Raw genomic sequence first — 18,406 nt, forward strand, 5'->3', positions numbered from 1 at the left:
GGCTCCGTACTCTGGAATAGCTGGCGATTCTAGCGGAAATTTCTGCGCCACTGGCTCCGTGATCCGACGCAATGCGGTGAATCAGCCAAACCTCAGGGTTGTGTCTAAGGCTATAATCGCGCCCTTTTCAATACCCGGAGCGACGTCATGTCCCTGCCAAGCCTGCGCCTTAAAGCCAATGCCGATCGACGCCTGCGCGCCGGCCACTTGTGGGTCTACAGCAACGAAATCGATGTAGCCGCCACACCGCTTAACGGTTTTAAGGCCGGCGACCAAGCGGTACTCGAAACCGCCGGCGGCAAGCCGCTGGGCATCGTTGCCATGAGCCCCAACAACCTGATCTGCGCCCGACTGCTGTCACGCGACATCAAGCTGCCACTGGACAAGTCGCTGCTGGTACACCGCCTGAACGTGGCCTTGTCCCTGCGCGAGCGCCTGTTCGACAAGCCTTACTACCGCCTGGTGTACGGCGATTCCGACCTGATGCCGGGCCTGGTTGTCGACCGTTTTGGCGATATCCTCGTGGTTCAGCTGGCCTCAGCCACCATGGAGCAGCACAAAGACGACGTGATCGCGGCCCTGGTGCAAGTGATCAAGCCAAGCGGCATCCTGTTCAAGAACGACTCGGCTGCCCGTGATGCCGAAGGCCTTGAGCGTTATGTTGAGACCGTCTTCGGCCTGGTGCCGGAGTGGGTTTCCCTGGAAGAGAACGGCGTGAAGTTTGAAGCACCGGTGATCGCCGGGCAGAAAACCGGCTGGTTCTATGACCACCGCATGAACCGCGCCCGCCTGGCCCCTTACGTCAAGGGTAAGCGCGTACTGGACCTGTACAGCTACATCGGCGGCTGGGGCATCCAGGCCGGTGCCTTTGGCGCCAGCGAAGTGTTCTGCGTCGACGCTTCGTCCTTCGCCCTCGACGGTGTTGAGCGCAATGCTGCGTTGAACGGCTTTGCCGAGAAAGTTACCTGCATGGAAGGCGATGTGTTCGAAGCTCTTAAAGAGCTCAAAGCCAACGAAGAGCGTTTCGACGTGATCGTGGCTGACCCGCCGGCTTTTATCAAACGCAAGAAAGACCTGAAAAACGGCGAAGGCGCCTACCGCCGCCTGAACGAGCAAGCCATGCGCCTGCTCAATAAGGACGGCATTCTGGTCAGCGCATCGTGCTCGATGCACCTGCCAGAAGACGACCTGCAAAACATCCTGCTGACCAGCGCCCGCCATCTGGACCGCAACATGCAGTTGCTGGAGCGCGGCGGCCAGGGCCCGGACCACCCGGTACACCCGGCCATCCCGGAAACACGCTACATCAAGAGCATCACCTGCCGTTTGCTGCCTAACAGCTAAGTAAAAATCTGTAGTCGCTGCCGCAGGCTGCGAAGGGTTGCGAAGCAACCCGTTTCCTTAAGGTTCTGCGCAATCCCTCGCAGCCTGCGGCAGCGACTACAGAGCAGGTCAGGGCTTGTGAGGTTTCTCCAGCCTCGGCGTCAGCTCAACTTCGCCAATCTGCAGCGATTGATAACTCGGCTTCACCACCTTCACCTTCCCTTCACGGATCTGATCAATCAGCTCCAGCGAATTCTCGCCGCCCACATATGTCCCGGCTCTGCGCCATTTACCCTGGGCATCACGCTTGAAGAAGTGCAGCGGTTCAGACCACTTGTTCTTGGGTAATTGCAGCACCTCCGGCTGCCCGTCCTGATCCAGATCCACGGCCCACAGGGCGCAACCCGGCGTCAGGCACAACTGCCCGTCAAACCCCTTGTCCTCAAACTGCTCGCTACCCTCGACCTTGGGCCCGATCCATTCCAGCAACCGCTCGGACCCTCTGGGACCATTGCCAGTACCCACTTCCTTAAGTCGTTTCAGCAACACTTGCCGCCCCGGCTCGGTCAGCACCACCCCCTGCTCGACTTGCGCCAACAGCGCGTCATACGCCTGCTTGCCCTGTGGCCCGAGACGATTGCGCAAGGTATCTGCATCAAAGGTATCCACCGCCGTCTTGCCGCTGAGCAGGCGCTGCACCTGATTGTTCGCACTCAGCTTAAGTGGACTGAACCACGGCGTATGCAGCCCCAGCAGGATCACCACACACAGCAGCGCAATCAGCGGATTGCTGGCGCGCAAGCTGCCCAGCCAGATAGCCCTGGAGGCAAACACGGCCCAAACCGCTGCCAGGCTGTGAACAAAAATCACCAGCACCAGCACCATGGCCAGAATCCGCGACGGGGTCAGGCCGTACTGCTCGATACGCAGCCAGGTCGAATACCCCGCCAACACCACCAGCACCGGTAAGCACAACAGACACAGGTCGATGACCCGCACCAGCCAGGCCGGATAACCACTGCCCTGGGTGCCATCCTGAAACACGCCATTGAGCAAAAACAGATTGGCCGCCACCAGCCACAGCATGATCGGCGTCGAATAACCGGTATCCCAGATCGGTTCCAACCCGGTAAAGGGCAAGGCGAAAGTGAACACAATGACAATCAGCGCACTCAACGGCAGCAAAAAGCGGCACAGCGCCAGCAAAATCCCCCGTAGCAGGCCGATAACCCGGTCCTTTTCGCGGCCCATATGCACGCCCAGGGCAAAGACCATTGCCGAACTGACACACATAAACCCGTCGGTTGCGAACAGCTTGTTGAGCGCCACGATGCCGAGCATCTTGAACAGCCCGCCCCACAGCAGCAGCAATGCCCAGAACACGCCGTTCAACAGCAGGCCCAGCATGACGATAAAAACCGTATCCCAGGCATGCCGGAACAGGTCTTCGTAACGCGGATAACGCCCTTCTCGGGTAGGCCAGCTCAGAATAAAAACCGTGCACACATAGGTAACGACTACGGCAAAGAAGCTCCAGCTGCCCACCAGCCAGCTGCCGGAGCGCCAATACTCATCGCCGTCCCAAAACACCCACGAGCTGATTGCCGTCATGACTGCCGTGAGCCCGAGCACCAGCCATACGACGCCGTGCTGGCGAATATTCTCGCCGAGCAACAACAGGTTAATACCGCCCACCAGCACTGCTGTAATCAGCGCATACCACACCCCGGGATCGCCCATTGACGTAGCCAGCCACAGCAACAGGCCTTGCACCAGACCGATGGCCAGATACGTTATGACGGATCGCTCAAGCGTCAGCATTTGGAGCCCTCACTGAAAAACCATTCGCTCACTATTGCTTGTTTCCCATTAAATGATCCTGCCACCTGTAAAAAATAGTTCTTTCCCACACAAAAGTAGCCCCTGCCTTACTAGAACTCATCGACCCCTGCATTATCCCGAGTCGCTCATTTGTACCCTGCTGCAACCCTCAGGCCCATTCCCTCCGGCCGCCAGCCGTGTAGAATCGACCTATTCATCGCCAATCATCCCCGGCGGGTTTATGAGCTCAGGCCCAGGCGCGCGGCGATCCCGCAGCGCTCAAGGCAGCTTTCGGACACGTGGTCATTTTCTGTGTGGTCCCTCAGTTATTAGAAGCTCACTTCCCTGTTTGTTACCTGATTAGCCGCCCGGAGTTGTTCCATGCCTGACTATCGTTCAAAAACCTCCACCCACGGCCGCAATATGGCCGGTGCCCGCGCATTGTGGCGCGCCACGGGGATGAAAGATGCCGACTTCAAGAAGCCGATCATCGCCATTGCCAACTCCTTTACCCAGTTCGTACCCGGCCACGTCCATCTGAAAGACATGGGCCAACTGGTTGCCCGCGAGATCGAACGCGCCGGCGGCGTTGCCAAGGAATTCAACACCATTGCCGTGGACGACGGCATCGCCATGGGCCATGACGGCATGCTGTATTCACTGCCGAGCCGCGAGATCATCGCCGACTCCGTGGAGTACATGGTCAACGCCCACTGCGCTGACGCCATTGTGTGTATCTCCAACTGCGACAAGATCACCCCTGGCATGCTGATGGCTTCGTTACGCCTCAACATCCCGGTGATCTTCGTTTCCGGCGGGCCGATGGAGGCTGGCAAGACCAAACTCGCCAGCCACGGTCTGGACCTGGTAGACGCCATGGTCATCGCCGCCGACTCCAGCGCTTCTGACGAGAAGGTTGCCGAGTACGAGCGCAGCGCTTGCCCGACCTGCGGTTCGTGCTCCGGCATGTTCACCGCCAACTCGATGAACTGCCTGACCGAAGCCCTGGGCCTGGCCCTGCCGGGCAACGGCTCGGCACTGGCCACCCACAGCGACCGCGAGCAACTGTTCCTGCAGGCTGGCCGCACCATCGTCGACCTGTGCCGCCAGTACTACGTCGAGAACGATGAGTCGGTATTGCCGCGCAATATCGCCAACTTCAAGGCGTTCGAAAACGCCATGACGCTGGACATCGCCATGGGCGGCTCGACCAACACCATCCTGCATTTGCTGGCGGCGGCCCAAGAGGCCGAAATCGACTTTGACCTTAAAGACATCGACCGTCTGTCACGCCATGTACCGCAACTGTGCAAAGTGGCGCCGAATATCCAGAAATACCATATGGAAGACGTGCACCGCGCTGGTGGCATTTTCTCCATTCTCGGCTCGCTGGCCCGCGGCGGCCTGCTGCACACCGAGCTGCCAACCGTACACAGCAAAACCATGGCCGAAGGCATCGCCAAATGGGACATCACCCAGACTGACGACGAAGCCGTGCACACCTTCTTCAAGGCAGGCCCGGCCGGTATCCCGACGCAAACCGCGTTCAGCCAGTCGACCCGCTGGGAAACCCTGGACGACGACCGTGAAAACGGCTGTATCCGCAGTGTCGAGCACGCCTATTCGCAAGAAGGTGGCCTGGCCGTGCTGTACGGCAACATCGCGCTGGATGGTTGCGTGGTAAAAACTGCCGGTGTTGACGAGTCGATCCACGTGTTCGAAGGCAACGCCAAGATCTTCGAAAGCCAGGACAGTGCCGTGCGCGGCATTCTGGCGGACGAAGTGCAGGCTGGCGATATCGTGATCATCCGCTACGAAGGCCCGAAAGGCGGGCCGGGCATGCAAGAAATGCTCTACCCGACGTCCTACCTGAAATCCAAGGGTCTGGGCAAAGCCTGTGCCTTGCTCACCGACGGCCGTTTCTCGGGCGGTACTTCGGGCCTGTCCATCGGCCATGCTTCGCCGGAAGCAGCAGCGGGCGGTGCGATTGGTCTGGTGCAGGACGGCGACAAAGTGCTGATCGACATTCCGAACCGCTCGATCAACCTGTTGATCAGCGACGAAGAAATGGCCGCTCGCCGCGCTGCGCAGGACAAGAAAGGCTGGAAACCGGTCGAACTGCGCCCACGCAAAGTCACCACCGCCCTCAAGGCCTACGCCTTGCTGGCCACCAGCGCCGACAAGGGTGCTGTGCGTGATAAAGCTCTGCTGGACAAGTTGGTGCCGTAAGCCAATATGCCCCTTCTGTGGGAGTGGGCTTGCTCGCGATGGGATCGCCTCGGTTAATCAGAAACACCGCGTCGATACCATCGCGAGCAAGCCCGCTCCCACAGGGGCCATTAATACAGGGGTTGTTGATTTAACCGGCTACTGAATCTGATCCGGTTTAACGATCACCCAGTTCTTATCCGCCGTCACCGGCAACCCTTCCTTGGCCTGCGCCGCCGCGTTCTTGGCCATCATGCCTTCCAGCTGCGCCATGTATTTGTCCTTGCGGTTAACCCACAAGTGCACCCCACCCTTGGCCACGTCCACGCCGTGAAACAGCATGTAGCCATCACTGGACGGCGTATCCCCACCCACCAGCACCGGTTTTTTCCACTGATCAATATAGGTCAGAATCGCCGCCTGCTTGCCCGCCATCCAGGTCGCCGGGGTCCACAGATACGGCGTCAGCTCCAGCCCAAGGTTGGCTTTTTCGTTGTAGGTGCCGGCACTGATCTGTTTACGAGCAGTGGTCAGTTCCCCGGTTTTACGGTCCTTGAGCAAGGTGGTCACGCCAATCACGTTCTGCGGTTTGACGTTGTAGCCATACTTGGGATCGGCCGCGACCATACGTACCAGTTCTTCCGATGCAGCGGTCATCACATAGACCTCGATGCCGCTCTCCATCAGCTTGTTGAACAGCTCGACCTGACCGGTAAACACCTTCGGTGGCTGCACCTCGGAGCTCTTGACCACATCACCCTCGAAGTAAGTGACCGGCACCGGCTTGCCCGAGGCCATCAACTCATCCACATAGCCCTTGAGCTGTTGCAGGGTGAAACCGGAGAAGACCTGGGCCACCCACGGATAGCAGACCATGTCGTCGACTTCGCACAGGCGGTAGTAGTAGCTGAACAGGCTTTCCTTATGGTCGGCAGTGTCCTTGAACGGGATCAGCTTGAGTGAAGGGTCGAGGCTGTCACGGGTGATCAGGCCCTTGTTTTCCATAAAGGGCAGCAATGCTTCTTCCAGATCGTTGCGATAGCTGGTGTTGTCCATGTCAAAGACCGCGAAGTTACCCTTGTTCGCGTTGGCGGCGATCATCGCCTCCAGTTGTTTGGCCTGCTCGGCGGGCCAGTGCTTGAGTTCCGTGGCCAGCGCCTGCCCCGTAAGGCCCAGACACAGGGTTGCAGCGATCAACTTGGCGGTCAGTTTCATCAGCTATGCTCCTCGTCAAAGGCATCGACGCTAACAAACCTGCATGACAGTTTTTGACTTGGGCACGACTGCCAACGTCCTGAATGCGCCACAGCGCCTTATTCCAAAAACCAAGGTAGTCATTCCACATCGGTATATTTCTAGCTATATCAACCTGTTAGCATTTCCGGTTCGAAATTGTTACATCCTAAGACTGGTACAAGTCGCCCCTCGGAGCTTTCATGAATTTCCCGCTGATCCTCAATCTGCTGGTGTTCCTCGCGTTGCTGTTCGGCCTGTCGCTGACCCGCCACACCGCGTGGAGCCTGGCGAAAAAAGTCCTGCTGGCGCTGGTTCTCGGCGTAGTTTTCGGCCTGTGCCTGCACCTGACCTACGGCGCAGACAGCCCAACCCTGAAAGCCTCCATCGGCTGGTTCGATCTGGTCGGCAGCGGCTATGTGCAATTGCTGCAAATGATCGTGATCCCGCTGGTGTTCGCCTCGATCCTCAGTGCTGTGGCGCGCCTGCATAATGCTTCATCCCTGGGCAAGATCAGCTTCCTGACTATCGGCACGCTGCTGTTCACAACCATGATCGCGGCACTGGTCGGTATCGGCCTGACCAACCTGTTCGGCCTCACCGCCGATGGCCTGGTGGCCGGCGCTGCGGAAATGAGCCGTCTGCAAGTGATCCAGAGCGACTACGTGGGCAAGGTTTCGGACCTCAACGTGCCGCAACTGCTGCTGTCGTTTATCCCGCAAAACCCGTTTGCCGACCTGGCTCGCGCCAAGCCGACGTCGATCATCAGCGTGGTGATTTTCGCTGCGTTCCTGGGCATAGCCGCACTGCAACTGTTCAAGGACGAGCCAGAAAAAGGCGGCAAGATCCTCAGCGCCATCGACACCCTGCAAGCCTGGGTGATGCGTCTGGTGCGCCTGGTAATGAAACTGACCCCGTACGGCGTGCTGGCCCTGATGACCAAAGTGGTTGCCATGTCCAACGTGCAGGACATCATCAAACTCGGCAGTTTTGTGGTGGTGTCCTACATCGCCCTGGCGCTGATGTTTGTGATTCACGGCGTGATTCTGTCGTTCTCCGGAGTTAACCCGCTGCGTTTCTTCCGCAAGGTATGGCCGGTTCTGACCTTTGCTTTCACCAGCCGCTCCAGCGCCGCCAGCATCCCGCTGAGCATCGAAGCGCAAACCCGCCGCCTGGGCATACCGTCTTCCATTGCCAGTTTTGCTGCTTCGTTTGGCGCCACTATTGGCCAGAACGGCTGTGCCGGTCTGTACCCGGCCATGCTGGCGGTGATGGTTGCCCCGACCGTCGGCATCAACCCGCTGGACCCGGTGTGGATCGCATCGCTGGTGGCCATCGTGACCTTGAGTTCGGTGGGCGTGGCCGGTGTTGGTGGTGGTGCAACCTTCGCTGCACTGATCGTATTGCCTGCGATGGGCTTGCCGGTGTCGCTGGTGGCGTTGCTGATCTCGGTCGAGCCGTTGATCGACATGGGCCGCACGGCACTGAACGTCAGCGGTTCAATGGTGGCCGGTACCGTGACCAGCCAGATCCTGCACCAGACCGACAAGGCCATTCTGGCTGAAGACGATCATGGTGATCTGGCGCACGCTTAAAAGCTTGCCCTCAGCCCAAGCCAATTAGTGGCGGTGCAAAGATCTGCTTTTGACTTTAGTCCCCTCTCCCTCCGGGAGAGGGGTGGTGAGGGGCTCTTGACCTTAAACCCTTTCCCACACCTCAAAGCTGAACGCCGGTTTGTCATCCACCGCCGCATGCAGCTCTTGCGATACCAGCTTCCACTGAGCCTGATCGAACTCAGGGAACCACGCATCACCCTCCGGGCTCAGCCCAACCCGCGTCAGGTACAACCGATCGGCATCCGCCAGGCCCTGGGTGTACAGCTGCGCACCGCCAATCAACATCACTTCAGTAACGCCCTGCTCGCGCGCCCACTCTTCTGCACGCTCAACCGCGGCCTCCAGCGAAGCAAATACCTCGGCACCTTCGAGCTGCAAACCGGTCTGACGACTGACCACCAGGTTCAAGCGACCCGGCAGCGGGCGACCCAGCGAATCCCAGGTCTTGCGACCCATGATGATCGGCTTGCCCAACGTGGTGGCCTTGAAATATTTGAAATCCGCCGGCAAATGCCACGGCATGCTGTTGTCGACGCCAATCACGCGGTTTTCAGCGAGTGCCGCGATCAGGCTAAGGGGGAGTGATTTTTTCATGGCGCGAGGATACCAGAGCCGCCCGCACCGGCAGTACCCCGCCTGACTAACAGCGGTTATGCTCTTGGCTCACTTGAATGGAATGTCGCGTGACTCAACTTTCCCCATTACAACGCCTCTGGTTGACCGAAACCGTGCGCCTGCGCGAAGAACACGCAGGCCTCCTGGACGACCTTGAAGCCAACCGCCGTGCCCGCAGCAGTGCCGGGGACTTGTCCACACGCCTGCAAAACCGCGCCCTGTGGCTGGCCGAGCGCGACGGTTTGCTCAGCGCCATGCAGCACTGGCTGCAAGGTGCCCGGCTGGCGCTGCTGGTACTGGCCGTACTGGCGGTGCTCAGTGGCGCAGGCCTTGCGTTTGCCGCCCTGGGCGACGGTCAAACCCCGGTCAATGTGTTCTGGGCGCTGGGCAGCCTGCTCGGGCTTAACCTGATCCTGCTGCTGAGCTGGGCATTGGGCCTGCTGTTTGCCGGGGACCACGGCGCCAGCCTGGGGCGTCTTTGGTTGTGGCTCAGCGAAAAATTTGCCCGTGATGCCAAGGCCGCGCAACTGGCCCCGGCCTTATTGCTGTTGCTGCAACGGCGCAAACTCAATCGCTGGGCACTCGGTACCCTGGTCAATGGCCTATGGCTGCTGGCAATGCTCAGCGCGCTGGTGATGATGTTGCTGCTAATGGCCACCCGCCGCTACGGCTTTATCTGGGAAACCACGATTCTCGGAGCCGATATATTTGTCGCCACCACTCGCGCCCTCGGCGCCCTGCCCAACTGGCTGGGGTTCAGCGTGCCTACCGTGGAGATGATCCGCATCAGCAACGACACCAGCCTCTATAACAATGAACTGGTGCGTCAGGCATGGGCCGTGTGGCTGGTAGGCGTGGTCCTGATTTACGGCGTGATTCCGCGCCTGCTGCTGGCAGCCTTTTGCCTGTGGCGCTGGAAAAGCGGACGCAATGCCCTGCAACTAGACCTCAACCTGCCCGGCTACAGCCAGTTGCGCGAACGCCTGATGCCCAGCAGCGAACGCCTGGGGGTCAACGATATTGCCCCGGAGCAACTGCACAATGTGCAGGCCGGGCACACTGATTTGCAGACCGATGGTGCCTTGATTGTCGCCATCGAGCTGGACGACCAGCACCCCTGGCCACCCAAACTGCCCCCCACGGTGAAGGACGCAGGTATCCTCGACAGCCGCGAATCCCGGCAAAAGTTGCTGGAGCAAATGACCCGCTTTCCCCCTGCACGGCTGACCATTGCCTGCGACCCGCGCCGCTCGCCGGATCGCGGCAGCCTGGCGCTGATCGGCGAACTGGCGCGCAGTGCCCGCGATACCCGCATATGGCTGTTGCAAGCCCCACCCGGCCAGGCGCTGGACGCCGACCGCCTGGGCGACTGGCATGCCGCACTGGAAAAACTCGGGCTGCCCTTCGCTGCCAGCGCACCCTTGAACTGGCTGGAGACAGGCCATGACTAAGCCACTGACCCTGGCCGTAGTGGGCCACACCAATGTCGGCAAAACCTCATTGCTGCGCACCCTGACCCGGGATGTCGGCTTTGGTGAGGTGTCCCATCGCCCCAGCACCACCCGTCATGTCGAAGGGGCGCGGCTGTCGGTAGACGGCGAAGCGCTGCTGGAGCTGTACGACACACCGGGGCTGGAAGATGCCATCGCCCTGCTCGATTACCTTGAGCGCCTCGACCACCCCGGTGAACGCCTCGATGGCCCGGCGCGGGTGGCGCGTTTTCTCGAAGGCAGCGAGGCACGCCAGCGCTTTGAACAGGAAGCCAAGGTGCTGCGCCAGTTGCTGGCTTCGGACGCCGGGCTGTATGTGATCGACGCCCGCGAACCGGTGCTGGCCAAGTACCGCGACGAACTCAGCGTGCTGGCCAGTTGCGGCAAGCCGCTGCTGCCGGTGCTCAACTTTGTCAGCAGCCCGCAGCACCGCGAGCCGGAGTGGCGCGAAGCCCTGGCCCGCCTTGGTTTGCATGCGCTGGTGCGCTTTGACAGCGTGGCCCCGCCCGAAGATGGCGAGCGCCGCCTGTATGAAAGCCTGGCGCTGCTGCTGGAGCATTCGCGCGGGGCACTGCAACGGCTGATCGATGACCAGGAGGCGCAACGCGAAGCCCGCAAGCACAGCGCATTGCGCATGATCGCCGAACTGCTGATCGACTGCGCCGCCTGCCGCCGTAGTGTGGTCAGCGAAAAAACTGCCGAACAACAGGCTATCAGCCAACTGCGCGATGCGATTCGCCAGCGTGAGCAGCGCTGCGTTGAAACCCTGCTCAAACTGTATGGCTTTCGCACCAGTGACGCCGCGGCCAGTGACTTGCCGCTGCTCGACGGGCGTTGGGGCGATGACCTGTTCAACCCCGAAACCCTCAAGCAGTTGGGCGTACGGGTGGGTAGCGGGATTGCCGCAGGTGCGGCGGCCGGGGCGGGTGTGGACTTGATGGTCGGCGGTCTGACCCTGGGTGCCGCCGCTCTGGCCGGAGCCATTGCCGGGGGCGCGCTGCAAACCGCCCGCAGTTATGGCAGTCGCCTGCTGGGCAAGCTCAAGGGTCAGCGCGAATTGACGGTGGACGACAGCGTGCTGCGCCTGCTGGCCTTGCGCCAACGGCAATTGCTGCATGCACTGAATGCGCGAGGGCATGCGGCGGTCGACAGCATCAAGGTCGCCACCCCGCAGGACAAGACCTGGCGCGAAGGCAAACTGCCCGAAGCCCTGAACAAGGCCCGGGCGCACCCGCAATGGTCGTCGCTAAACCCGCACCCCAAACTGAGCCAGGCGGAGCGACAGGAGCAGATCGAGATGTTGGCCCAGCAGATATGACCGCCACCTCTACCCCCTCCCTGTGGGAGCGAGCCTGCTCGCGATTGGTTCGCTGATGCACCGTGTCGTTTGTTTCGCGAGCAGGCTCGCTCCCACAAGAATCAGGGATCAGGCGTCGAGCAAACGTATCGCCTTGTCCTTGAGCATTTGCAGGTCCATCAGCGGCACATGCTCTTCCTTGGCCTGCTCATCCCACACCCGCATGCGCAGGCTGAGCTGGCACAAAGGGTCTTGCTCGAACGCATCCGCTTCGGCCTCGCTCATCACCCCACCCTGATAACCCAGGGTACGGATGCTGGCTTCGCTCAACAAATCGTAATAGCCCGGCTGGCGCAAGGTCAGGTATCGCTTGGCCTGCACGTGGTATTCCACCAGTTTGGCCAGCCGTTCGCTAAACCCGGCACGGCGCAGGTAGTTGGCGCCCACCAGCTCATGGCTGACTACGCCATAACCATCCATGTTCTTCGCATCATTGACGCAGAAGTGCCCAATATCGTGAAAGAACGCCGCCAACACCACTTCATCGTCACAGCCCTCATTCAGCGCCAGCTGCGCAGCCTGGGACATATGCTCGATCTGCGACACCGGCTCGCCAATGTAATCATCGGTGCCATATTGCTGATACAGCCCAAAAACCTCTTCAACCACTTGCTGTGCGTGTGTCATCACATCTCCTCCAGCATCCGGGCGATATTGCCCTCGGCCATCGCCGGGCCCACGCTCATGCCCACGCCGGTGTGCATCAACGCCGCATTCAAGCCGGGCGCCACCTGCAACCAGGTAAACGGCTTGGCCCCTTTTGCACCATAGACGCCCTGCCAGCGCTCGACCACCTGCACGTCACAGCCCAGGGTTTCTTCGCACAGTTGCAGCATCCAGTTATCAACCTGTTCACCGCTGAAGGGCGATGGATCCCGACTGTAATCGTGAGAATCGCCGACGATCAAATCACCGTAAGGCGTGGGGCTGATCAGCAGATGGATGCCATGCTCATCCAGATACGGGCTGTCGCGCAGGATTTCGGCCTGCACCGCCGCCGCTTGCGGCAAGTCGGCAAAGGCGCCGTAGTGCACGCAGCTCAGGCCGGTCAGCAGGGCATGCTCAAGCTTCAAGTCGACCTTGGGCCGCACGCGCAGCATTTGCAGGCGGCAGATCCGTGGGTTCAGTTTGGCCAGCGGCTCGGCCAGCAACGTCAGGTAATCGTGACCGGAGCACACGATCACCTGCGAGCCTTTGAAACTGCCCGCTGTGGTGTGGACCTGACCAGGCTCGACCTCACGTACCAGGGTCGAAAAATGAAACTCGACGCCCAGCTCCCGTTGCAGATAGCTGATCAGGGCCGGGATCGCTTCCCGTGAGTAAACCTGCTGATCGTCCAGACCGTGCAAGGCGGCACGGTGATGGCTGAATTGGCCACCGTAGAGCACGTCCATCTGCGCCCCGCGCAGCAGTTCGACGCGATAGCCAAGGTCGCGGGCGCGGCCCTGGCAGAAGGCTTCGAGCAGGTGTTCTTCAGCTTCGGTGCGAGCGAACAGGTACGAACCGTTGCGCTTGAGATCAAACCCGGCGCGCTGCGCCCAGTCAGCCCAGATGCTGCGGCTGGCCCGGGCCAGATCGAGCATTACCCCCGGTGGCTGGCCAGTGACCAGCGCTTGGCCGAAGTTACGTACCGAAGCGCCTAGCGGCGTGGCGGTACGCTCGAATACATGCACCTTAAGGCCGCGTTTTGCAGCAGCGAAGGCATGGGACAGGCCCAGAATGCCGGCGCCGACGATAAGGATGGGTTGAGTCATAACAATGTCCTGAAAGGCAACCTCACTCTTTTGTGGGAGCGGGCTTGCTCGCGATACAAACGCCGCAGTGCATCTGGGGCACCGCAGCGAACCAATCGCGAGCAAGCCCGCTGCCACAGGTTTGTTCGCAGCGCCGGAGTTACTGCGCCACTTTCTCGGACTTGCCGTCATAGCGCTTGCGCCACTCGGCCAGGATGCTGTCGCGGTTTTGCGAAGCCCAGGCGAAGTCGTTCTTGATCAGGCGCTGCTCATAATCCGCTGGCAGTTCGGTCTGCGGCTTGGCAATGCCAGGCTGGGCAAGAACGGCGAAGTTCTCTTTATAAAGCTCCATAGCCGCCGGGCTTGCGGAGAAGTCAGCCAGTTTTTTCGCCGCTTCTTCGTGCGGCGAGCCTTTGATCAGCGCAGTGGCTTCGATTTCCCAACCCAAACCTTCTTTTGGCAACACGATATCCAGCGGCGCGCCCTGGCGTTTGAGCTGTACGGCCGGGTATTCAAACGAAATACCGATCGGGAACTCCCCCGCTGCCGCCAGTTTGCAAGGCTTGGAGCCGGAGTGAACGTACTGGCCGATGTTCTGATGCAAGTCGTCCATAAATTGCCAGCCCTGCTTCTCACCAAAGGTCTGCAACCACGCACTCACATCCAGAAAGCCGGTACCGGAAGAGGCCGGGTTGGGCATGACAATCTTGCCCTTGTACTCGGGCTTGGTCAGGTCCTGCCAGCTCACCGGCTTGGTCAGGCCCTGTTTTTCAGCTTCGATGGTGTTAAAGCAAATGGTCGCGGCCCACACGTCCATCCCCACCCAGGCAGGCGGGTTGGCAGCATCGCGGTAGTTGCCGCCGATCTTGGCCAGGTCCTTGGGCGCGTAGCTTTGTAGCATGCCTTGCTGATCGAGGATTGCCAGGCTGGAAGCTGCCAGCCCCCATACGGCGTCAGCTTGCGGGCGGGCTTTTTCAGCCAGCAGCTTGGCAGTGATGATGCCCGTGGAATCGCGCACCCACTTGATCTCGACGTCCGGGTTGGCTTTCTCAAAAGCCTGCTTATAGGTTTTCAGCTGCTCGGCTTCGAGAGCCGTGTAAACGGTCAGCTCGGTTTTGGCAGCAAACGCATTGAAGCTAAAAGCGGTGAGGACAGCAGCGGCAAGAGCAAGTGGCTTGAACATGGTGCGGTTCCTTTGTGGTTGTGTGGGTTATTGAGCAGGAGCGCCCTGGCGCCAGGCCTGGGAGCGGCGCAGCAAACCGCGCGAAGCCCAGGCCAGCAGCAGGGACACACCCGCCGAGGTGAACAGAATCAAAGTGGACATGGCCGCCGCACCGCCAACGTTGCCGGCGTCGTCCATATTCAGCACTGCCACCGCCGCCAGGATGGTGTCGGGGCTATAGAGGAAGATCGCCGCCGACACAGTGGTCATCGCCGAGACAAACAGGTAACGCATGATGTCCAGCAGCGCGGGCAGGCAGATCGGTACGGTGACGCGCCAGTAATGGCGATACAGCGGCGCTTTCAGTGACAGCGCGGCGGCTTCGAACTCACTATCGAGTTGACGCAGGGCCGTGGTCGCCGTCATTTGTGCGGTGGTCAAATAGTGAGCAATGGTGCAGGCGACCAATAGGGTCATGGTGCCGTAGAGCACATGCAGCGGGTTGCCCGGCAGGTTGAAAAAGAACACGTAGCCCAGGCCCAGTACCAACCCCGGCACAGCCATCGGCACAAAACTGAGCATGCGCAGCGCCAGGTTGAGGCCTTTCTGGGTTTTGCTCTTTTCCATCAGATAGGCACCGGTGAAGATCACCGCGCTGCCAATCACCGCCGCACACAGCGCCATCGTCACGCTATTGCGATAGGCCAGCCAGCCACCACCTGCGGTGTCGTTGAACTGATAGTGGTTGAGCGACAGCGAGAGGTTGTACGGCCAGAACTTGACCAGCGAGGAGTACACCGCCATGCCGAACACCAGCAGCAGCGTGGCGCAAATCAACAGCACAATGGCCAGGTAGCAGCGATCCCGTACCTTCGATGGCACCGGCTTGAACACCTGGGCACGGCCGCTCATGGAATCACCATGCTGGCGGCGCAACCAGGCATCAACACCGAAGCTGAACAGTGCAGGCAGCAGCAGGACCATGCCGATCAAGGCGCCGCGTCCGAATTGCTGCTGACCGACCACAGCCTTGTAGGCTTCCAGCGCCAGCACTTGATAGTCACCACCCACCACCACGGGCACACCGAAGTCGGTGATGGTCAGGGTGAACACCAGACAGAACGCAGCGAATACCGCTTGCTTGGTGCCCGGCCAGGTGATGCTGCGGAACGCCTTGAATGGTCCGGCGCCCATGCTCGAAGCCGCATCGAACAGGCGCGCATCGGCCAGCGACAGGGCCGAAAGCAAAATCATCAGCGCATGGGGAAAAGTGTAAATCGCTTCACCGAGGACAATGCCCCAGAAGCCATAGATATTCTCCGAAATCAGCCCGCGCAACATGCCCTGGTTACCGAACAGGTACACCAGTGCGATACCCGGCAACATCGACGGCGCCATCAGCGGCAGCAGCGACAGCCCACGCCAGATGCGCTTGCCGGGGATCATGGTGCGTTGCAGGGCGTAGGCAAACAGATACGCCAGCGGTACGACAATCGCCGCCACGCTAAGAGAAACCTTAAGGCTATTGCCCAACAGCCAGTGGAAATTGGCGCTGGTCACCAGTTCCCGGGCCGCGACCCAACCGCCGCCCTGGCCGTCTTCGGCGCTGAAGCCGCGCCAGAAAATCGCCAGCAGCGGCATCAGCACCGCAACGCCCAACAACAGCAATAACAGGAGTTTGCCGCCGACTACGAAAATACGGTCACCGAGTTCCGCTCTTGACGCTTTACGGGGCATTTTGCCGGACAGTGGCAGGGCCATTTCAGCGGCCATCTCAGGCAAACACCTGCAGGCTGCCCGGCGGCAGGGCGACAAAGATGTCTGGTGCGCCAAGGCGCGGCAAATCCTGGGTGCCGACTTCGGCAGTCAGCGCGTGACCCGGCAAGTGGTTAAGTTCAAAACTCATGCGGCAGCGGTTACCGAGAAAGGTGATTTCCCGTACCCGCGCCGGGAACAGGTTTTCCTGATGCAGCACCGGGTTGACGCTGATGGCTTCGGGGCGGCAGAACAGACGGCCCGAGGTTGCGCGCCCGGCATCGTCTGCCAGACGCATATTCATCCCGCCGACCAGGGCATGGCTGGCGCTGCTGCGCTGGAACGGCAGCCAGTTGCCCTGGCCGACAAACTCGGCAACAAACGGGGTAGCGGGTTTATCGTAGATTTCTTGCGGGGTGGCGTATTGCTCGACCTTGCCGTTGTTCATCACGGCAATACGGTCGGCCATCAGCATGGCTTCGTCCTGGTTATGCGTCACCATCAAGGTGGTGATGCCCAGGCTGCGTTGCAGCTGGCGCAGTTCGGTACACAGATGTTCGCGCACCCGGGCGTCGAGGGCCGACATCGGTTCGTCAAGCAACAGCAAGGATGGCGCCGGCGCCAGGGCACGGGCCAGGGCGACCCGCTGTTGCTGGCCACCGGAAAGCTGGCCCGGGTATTTCTTTTCGCTGCCGGTCAGACCCACCAGTTCCAGCATGTCGCCAACCCGCTTGCGCACCACATCACGATTGCTCCCGGCCAGGCCGTAGGCGATGTTGGCTTCAACCGTCAGATTGGGAAACAGGGCGTAGGACTGGAACAGTATTCCGTAGTCACGGGCTTGAGGTGCAAGCTCGGATACATCGCGCTCACCCAGGTACAGCGCGCCGCTGTCCTGACGCTCAAGCCCGGCGATGCAGCGCAGCAGCGTGGTCTTGCCGCAGCCGGAGGGCCCGAGCAGGCACACCAACTCACCTGCGGCCACGTCCAGCGAGACGTTGTCCAGCGCGCTAAAGGCGCCAAAGCGCTTGCTGACATTGCGCACCTTCATCGGCACGCCGGGTTGGGTCAAAGCGGTTGCGTTCGAGCTGTTCATGGATGCACCTCATCAAGCAGATGGGGTCATCCTAGAGAGGCAATGCGTACAAGATGTGGCAGCAAGGCAAAAGCTGCCGATAGTGGTATTGGTGGATTTGGGTGTGATGGTTACCGAATTCCTGTAGCTAGGCCGGAGCCATTTCCTGCGCCAGCCCCAGAAAAGCTGCGGGCAAACGTGCGGCCTTCCGCTCTTTGAGGCAATACAGGTATTCATGGATCACCGGCGCATTCTCCAGCGTCAGTACCCGCAACTGCGGGTCATGAGGCACCTCCTGGCGAGCAATGATGCTGATGCCGATATTGCGCAACACCGCCTCGCGGATCGATTCCCGGCTGCCGATTTCCAGCAGCGGACCAAAACCGACGCCCGCCTTTTCCAGCAGCTCTTCGGTCAACTGACGGGTGGTCGAGCCCTGCTCGCGCATCAACAGACAATGCCCGGCCAGTGCACTCAATGGCACATGATCAAAACTGGCCAAGGGATGATTGCGATGCACCGCCAGCACCAGCGGGTCGGCGCCCAGCACACGGCGAATCAGCCGTGGGTCTTCGAGCAATTGCGACGATGCGGCAATATCGACCCGGTACTCCTCCAGCGCTTCCAGTACCTGCTGGGAATTGCCGATATCCACCGACACTTCAATCTGCGGCAAACGCTCGCGAAAGGCTTTGACCAGATCGAGGATGTAATACGGCGCCGTGGCCGCGATACGCAAGGTGCCAGTGCCCTGGCCGCTGTTGCGCAAAAAAAACTCAATGTCGGCTTCTTGCTGCAACAGCGCCTTGACCATCGGCAGCAGACGCACGCCGTCATCGCTGAGGGTCAGGCGCCGACCACCGCGGTAGAACAGCTCCACCGCGTACTGGCTTTCAAGGTTGCGGATCTGCGTGGTCACGGTCGGCTGGCTAAGCCCGAGCTTTTTTGCGGCCTGAGTAATGCTGCCCAATTGGGCCACCCGGTAAAACGCTTTCAGCTCGGCACTCAGCACAGCGGC

General features: G+C 60.4%; 14 protein-coding genes. 5 read left to right on the plus strand and 9 right to left on the minus strand.

Annotated features, from left to right (window positions below; all coding sequences use genetic code 11):
• The first annotated feature begins 147 nt into the window (after positions 1–147).
• Positions 148–1,344: a class I SAM-dependent rRNA methyltransferase gene (locus ACZRMH_RS01145; protein ID WP_016782615.1), complete on the plus strand. Its 1,197-nt coding sequence runs from the start codon at positions 148–150 to the stop codon at positions 1,342–1,344.
• A 108-nt stretch (positions 1,345–1,452) separates the two neighbouring features.
• Here the strand turns inward: ACZRMH_RS01145 and ACZRMH_RS01150 are convergent, their stop codons facing one another.
• Complete coding sequence (locus ACZRMH_RS01150) at positions 1,453–3,144, minus strand: DUF4153 domain-containing protein (protein ID WP_464011781.1); 1,692 nt, start codon at positions 3,142–3,144, stop codon at positions 1,453–1,455.
• Positions 3,145–3,525: 381 nt separating this feature from the next.
• On the opposite strand from ACZRMH_RS01150, the gene ilvD reads away from it, so the two are divergent.
• Complete coding sequence (gene ilvD / locus ACZRMH_RS01155; protein WP_464011782.1) at positions 3,526–5,373, plus strand: dihydroxy-acid dehydratase; 1,848 nt, start codon at positions 3,526–3,528, stop codon at positions 5,371–5,373.
• 138 nt (positions 5,374–5,511) lie between these two features.
• Here ilvD and ACZRMH_RS01160 read toward each other — a convergent pair whose 3' ends face one another.
• Positions 5,512–6,567 carry an HAD family hydrolase gene (locus ACZRMH_RS01160; protein ID WP_464011783.1) on the minus strand — a complete coding sequence of 352 codons (1,056 nt, stop codon included), beginning with the start codon at positions 6,565–6,567 and terminating at the stop codon, positions 5,512–5,514.
• Between the two features lie 221 nt (positions 6,568–6,788).
• Here ACZRMH_RS01160 and ACZRMH_RS01165 point away from each other — a divergent pair, with 221 nt between their 5' ends.
• Positions 6,789–8,180 carry an L-cystine transporter gene (locus ACZRMH_RS01165; RefSeq protein ID WP_464011784.1) on the plus strand — a complete coding sequence of 464 codons (1,392 nt, stop codon included), beginning with the start codon at positions 6,789–6,791 and terminating at the stop codon, positions 8,178–8,180.
• A 102-nt stretch (positions 8,181–8,282) separates the two neighbouring features.
• Here ACZRMH_RS01165 and ACZRMH_RS01170 read toward each other — a convergent pair whose 3' ends face one another.
• A complete protein-coding gene (locus tag ACZRMH_RS01170) occupies positions 8,283–8,795 on the minus strand; it encodes a dihydrofolate reductase (protein WP_464011785.1) in 513 nt (170 codons plus the stop codon).
• Between the two features lie 89 nt (positions 8,796–8,884).
• Between ACZRMH_RS01170 and ACZRMH_RS01175 the strand changes: the two genes are divergently transcribed.
• Both ACZRMH_RS01175 and ACZRMH_RS01180 read left to right on the plus strand, forming a co-directional pair.
• A complete protein-coding gene (locus ACZRMH_RS01175; protein ID WP_464011786.1) occupies positions 8,885–10,267 on the plus strand; it encodes a DUF2868 domain-containing protein in 1,383 nt (460 codons plus the stop codon).
• A complete protein-coding gene (locus ACZRMH_RS01180) occupies positions 10,260–11,624 on the plus strand; it encodes a DUF3482 domain-containing protein (RefSeq protein ID WP_464011787.1) in 1,365 nt (454 codons plus the stop codon). The genes ACZRMH_RS01175 and ACZRMH_RS01180 overlap by 8 nt, the downstream gene beginning before the upstream one ends.
• Positions 11,625–11,732: 108 nt before the next feature.
• On the opposite strand, the gene ACZRMH_RS01185 is transcribed toward ACZRMH_RS01180, so the two are convergent.
• The 6 genes from ACZRMH_RS01185 to ACZRMH_RS01210 form a co-directional block, all read right to left on the minus strand.
• Complete coding sequence (locus ACZRMH_RS01185; RefSeq protein ID WP_464011788.1) at positions 11,733–12,290, minus strand: phosphonate degradation HD-domain oxygenase; 558 nt, start codon at positions 12,288–12,290, stop codon at positions 11,733–11,735.
• Positions 12,290–13,417, minus strand: a complete 1,128-nt coding sequence (locus ACZRMH_RS01190; protein ID WP_464011789.1) for a TIGR03364 family FAD-dependent oxidoreductase — start codon at positions 13,415–13,417, stop codon at positions 12,290–12,292. The genes ACZRMH_RS01185 and ACZRMH_RS01190 overlap by 1 nt, the downstream gene beginning before the upstream one ends.
• A 139-nt stretch (positions 13,418–13,556) precedes the next feature.
• Positions 13,557–14,579 carry a putative 2-aminoethylphosphonate ABC transporter substrate-binding protein gene (locus ACZRMH_RS01195; RefSeq protein ID WP_464011790.1) on the minus strand — a complete coding sequence of 341 codons (1,023 nt, stop codon included), beginning with the start codon at positions 14,577–14,579 and terminating at the stop codon, positions 13,557–13,559.
• Between the two features lie 27 nt (positions 14,580–14,606).
• Complete coding sequence (locus ACZRMH_RS01200) at positions 14,607–16,331, minus strand: putative 2-aminoethylphosphonate ABC transporter permease subunit (protein ID WP_464011791.1); 1,725 nt, start codon at positions 16,329–16,331, stop codon at positions 14,607–14,609.
• Position 16,332: 1 nt separating this feature from the next.
• Entirely contained in the window at positions 16,333–17,409 is a 1,077-nt protein-coding gene (locus ACZRMH_RS01205; RefSeq protein WP_464011792.1) for a putative 2-aminoethylphosphonate ABC transporter ATP-binding protein, read from the minus strand.
• Positions 17,410–17,536: 127 nt separating this feature from the next.
• Positions 17,537–18,400: a LysR family transcriptional regulator gene (locus ACZRMH_RS01210; protein ID WP_464011793.1), complete on the minus strand. Its 864-nt coding sequence runs from the start codon at positions 18,398–18,400 to the stop codon at positions 17,537–17,539.
• Positions 18,401–18,406 lie beyond the last annotated feature (6 nt).

This window comes from Pseudomonas sp. B414 (assembly GCF_055408445.1).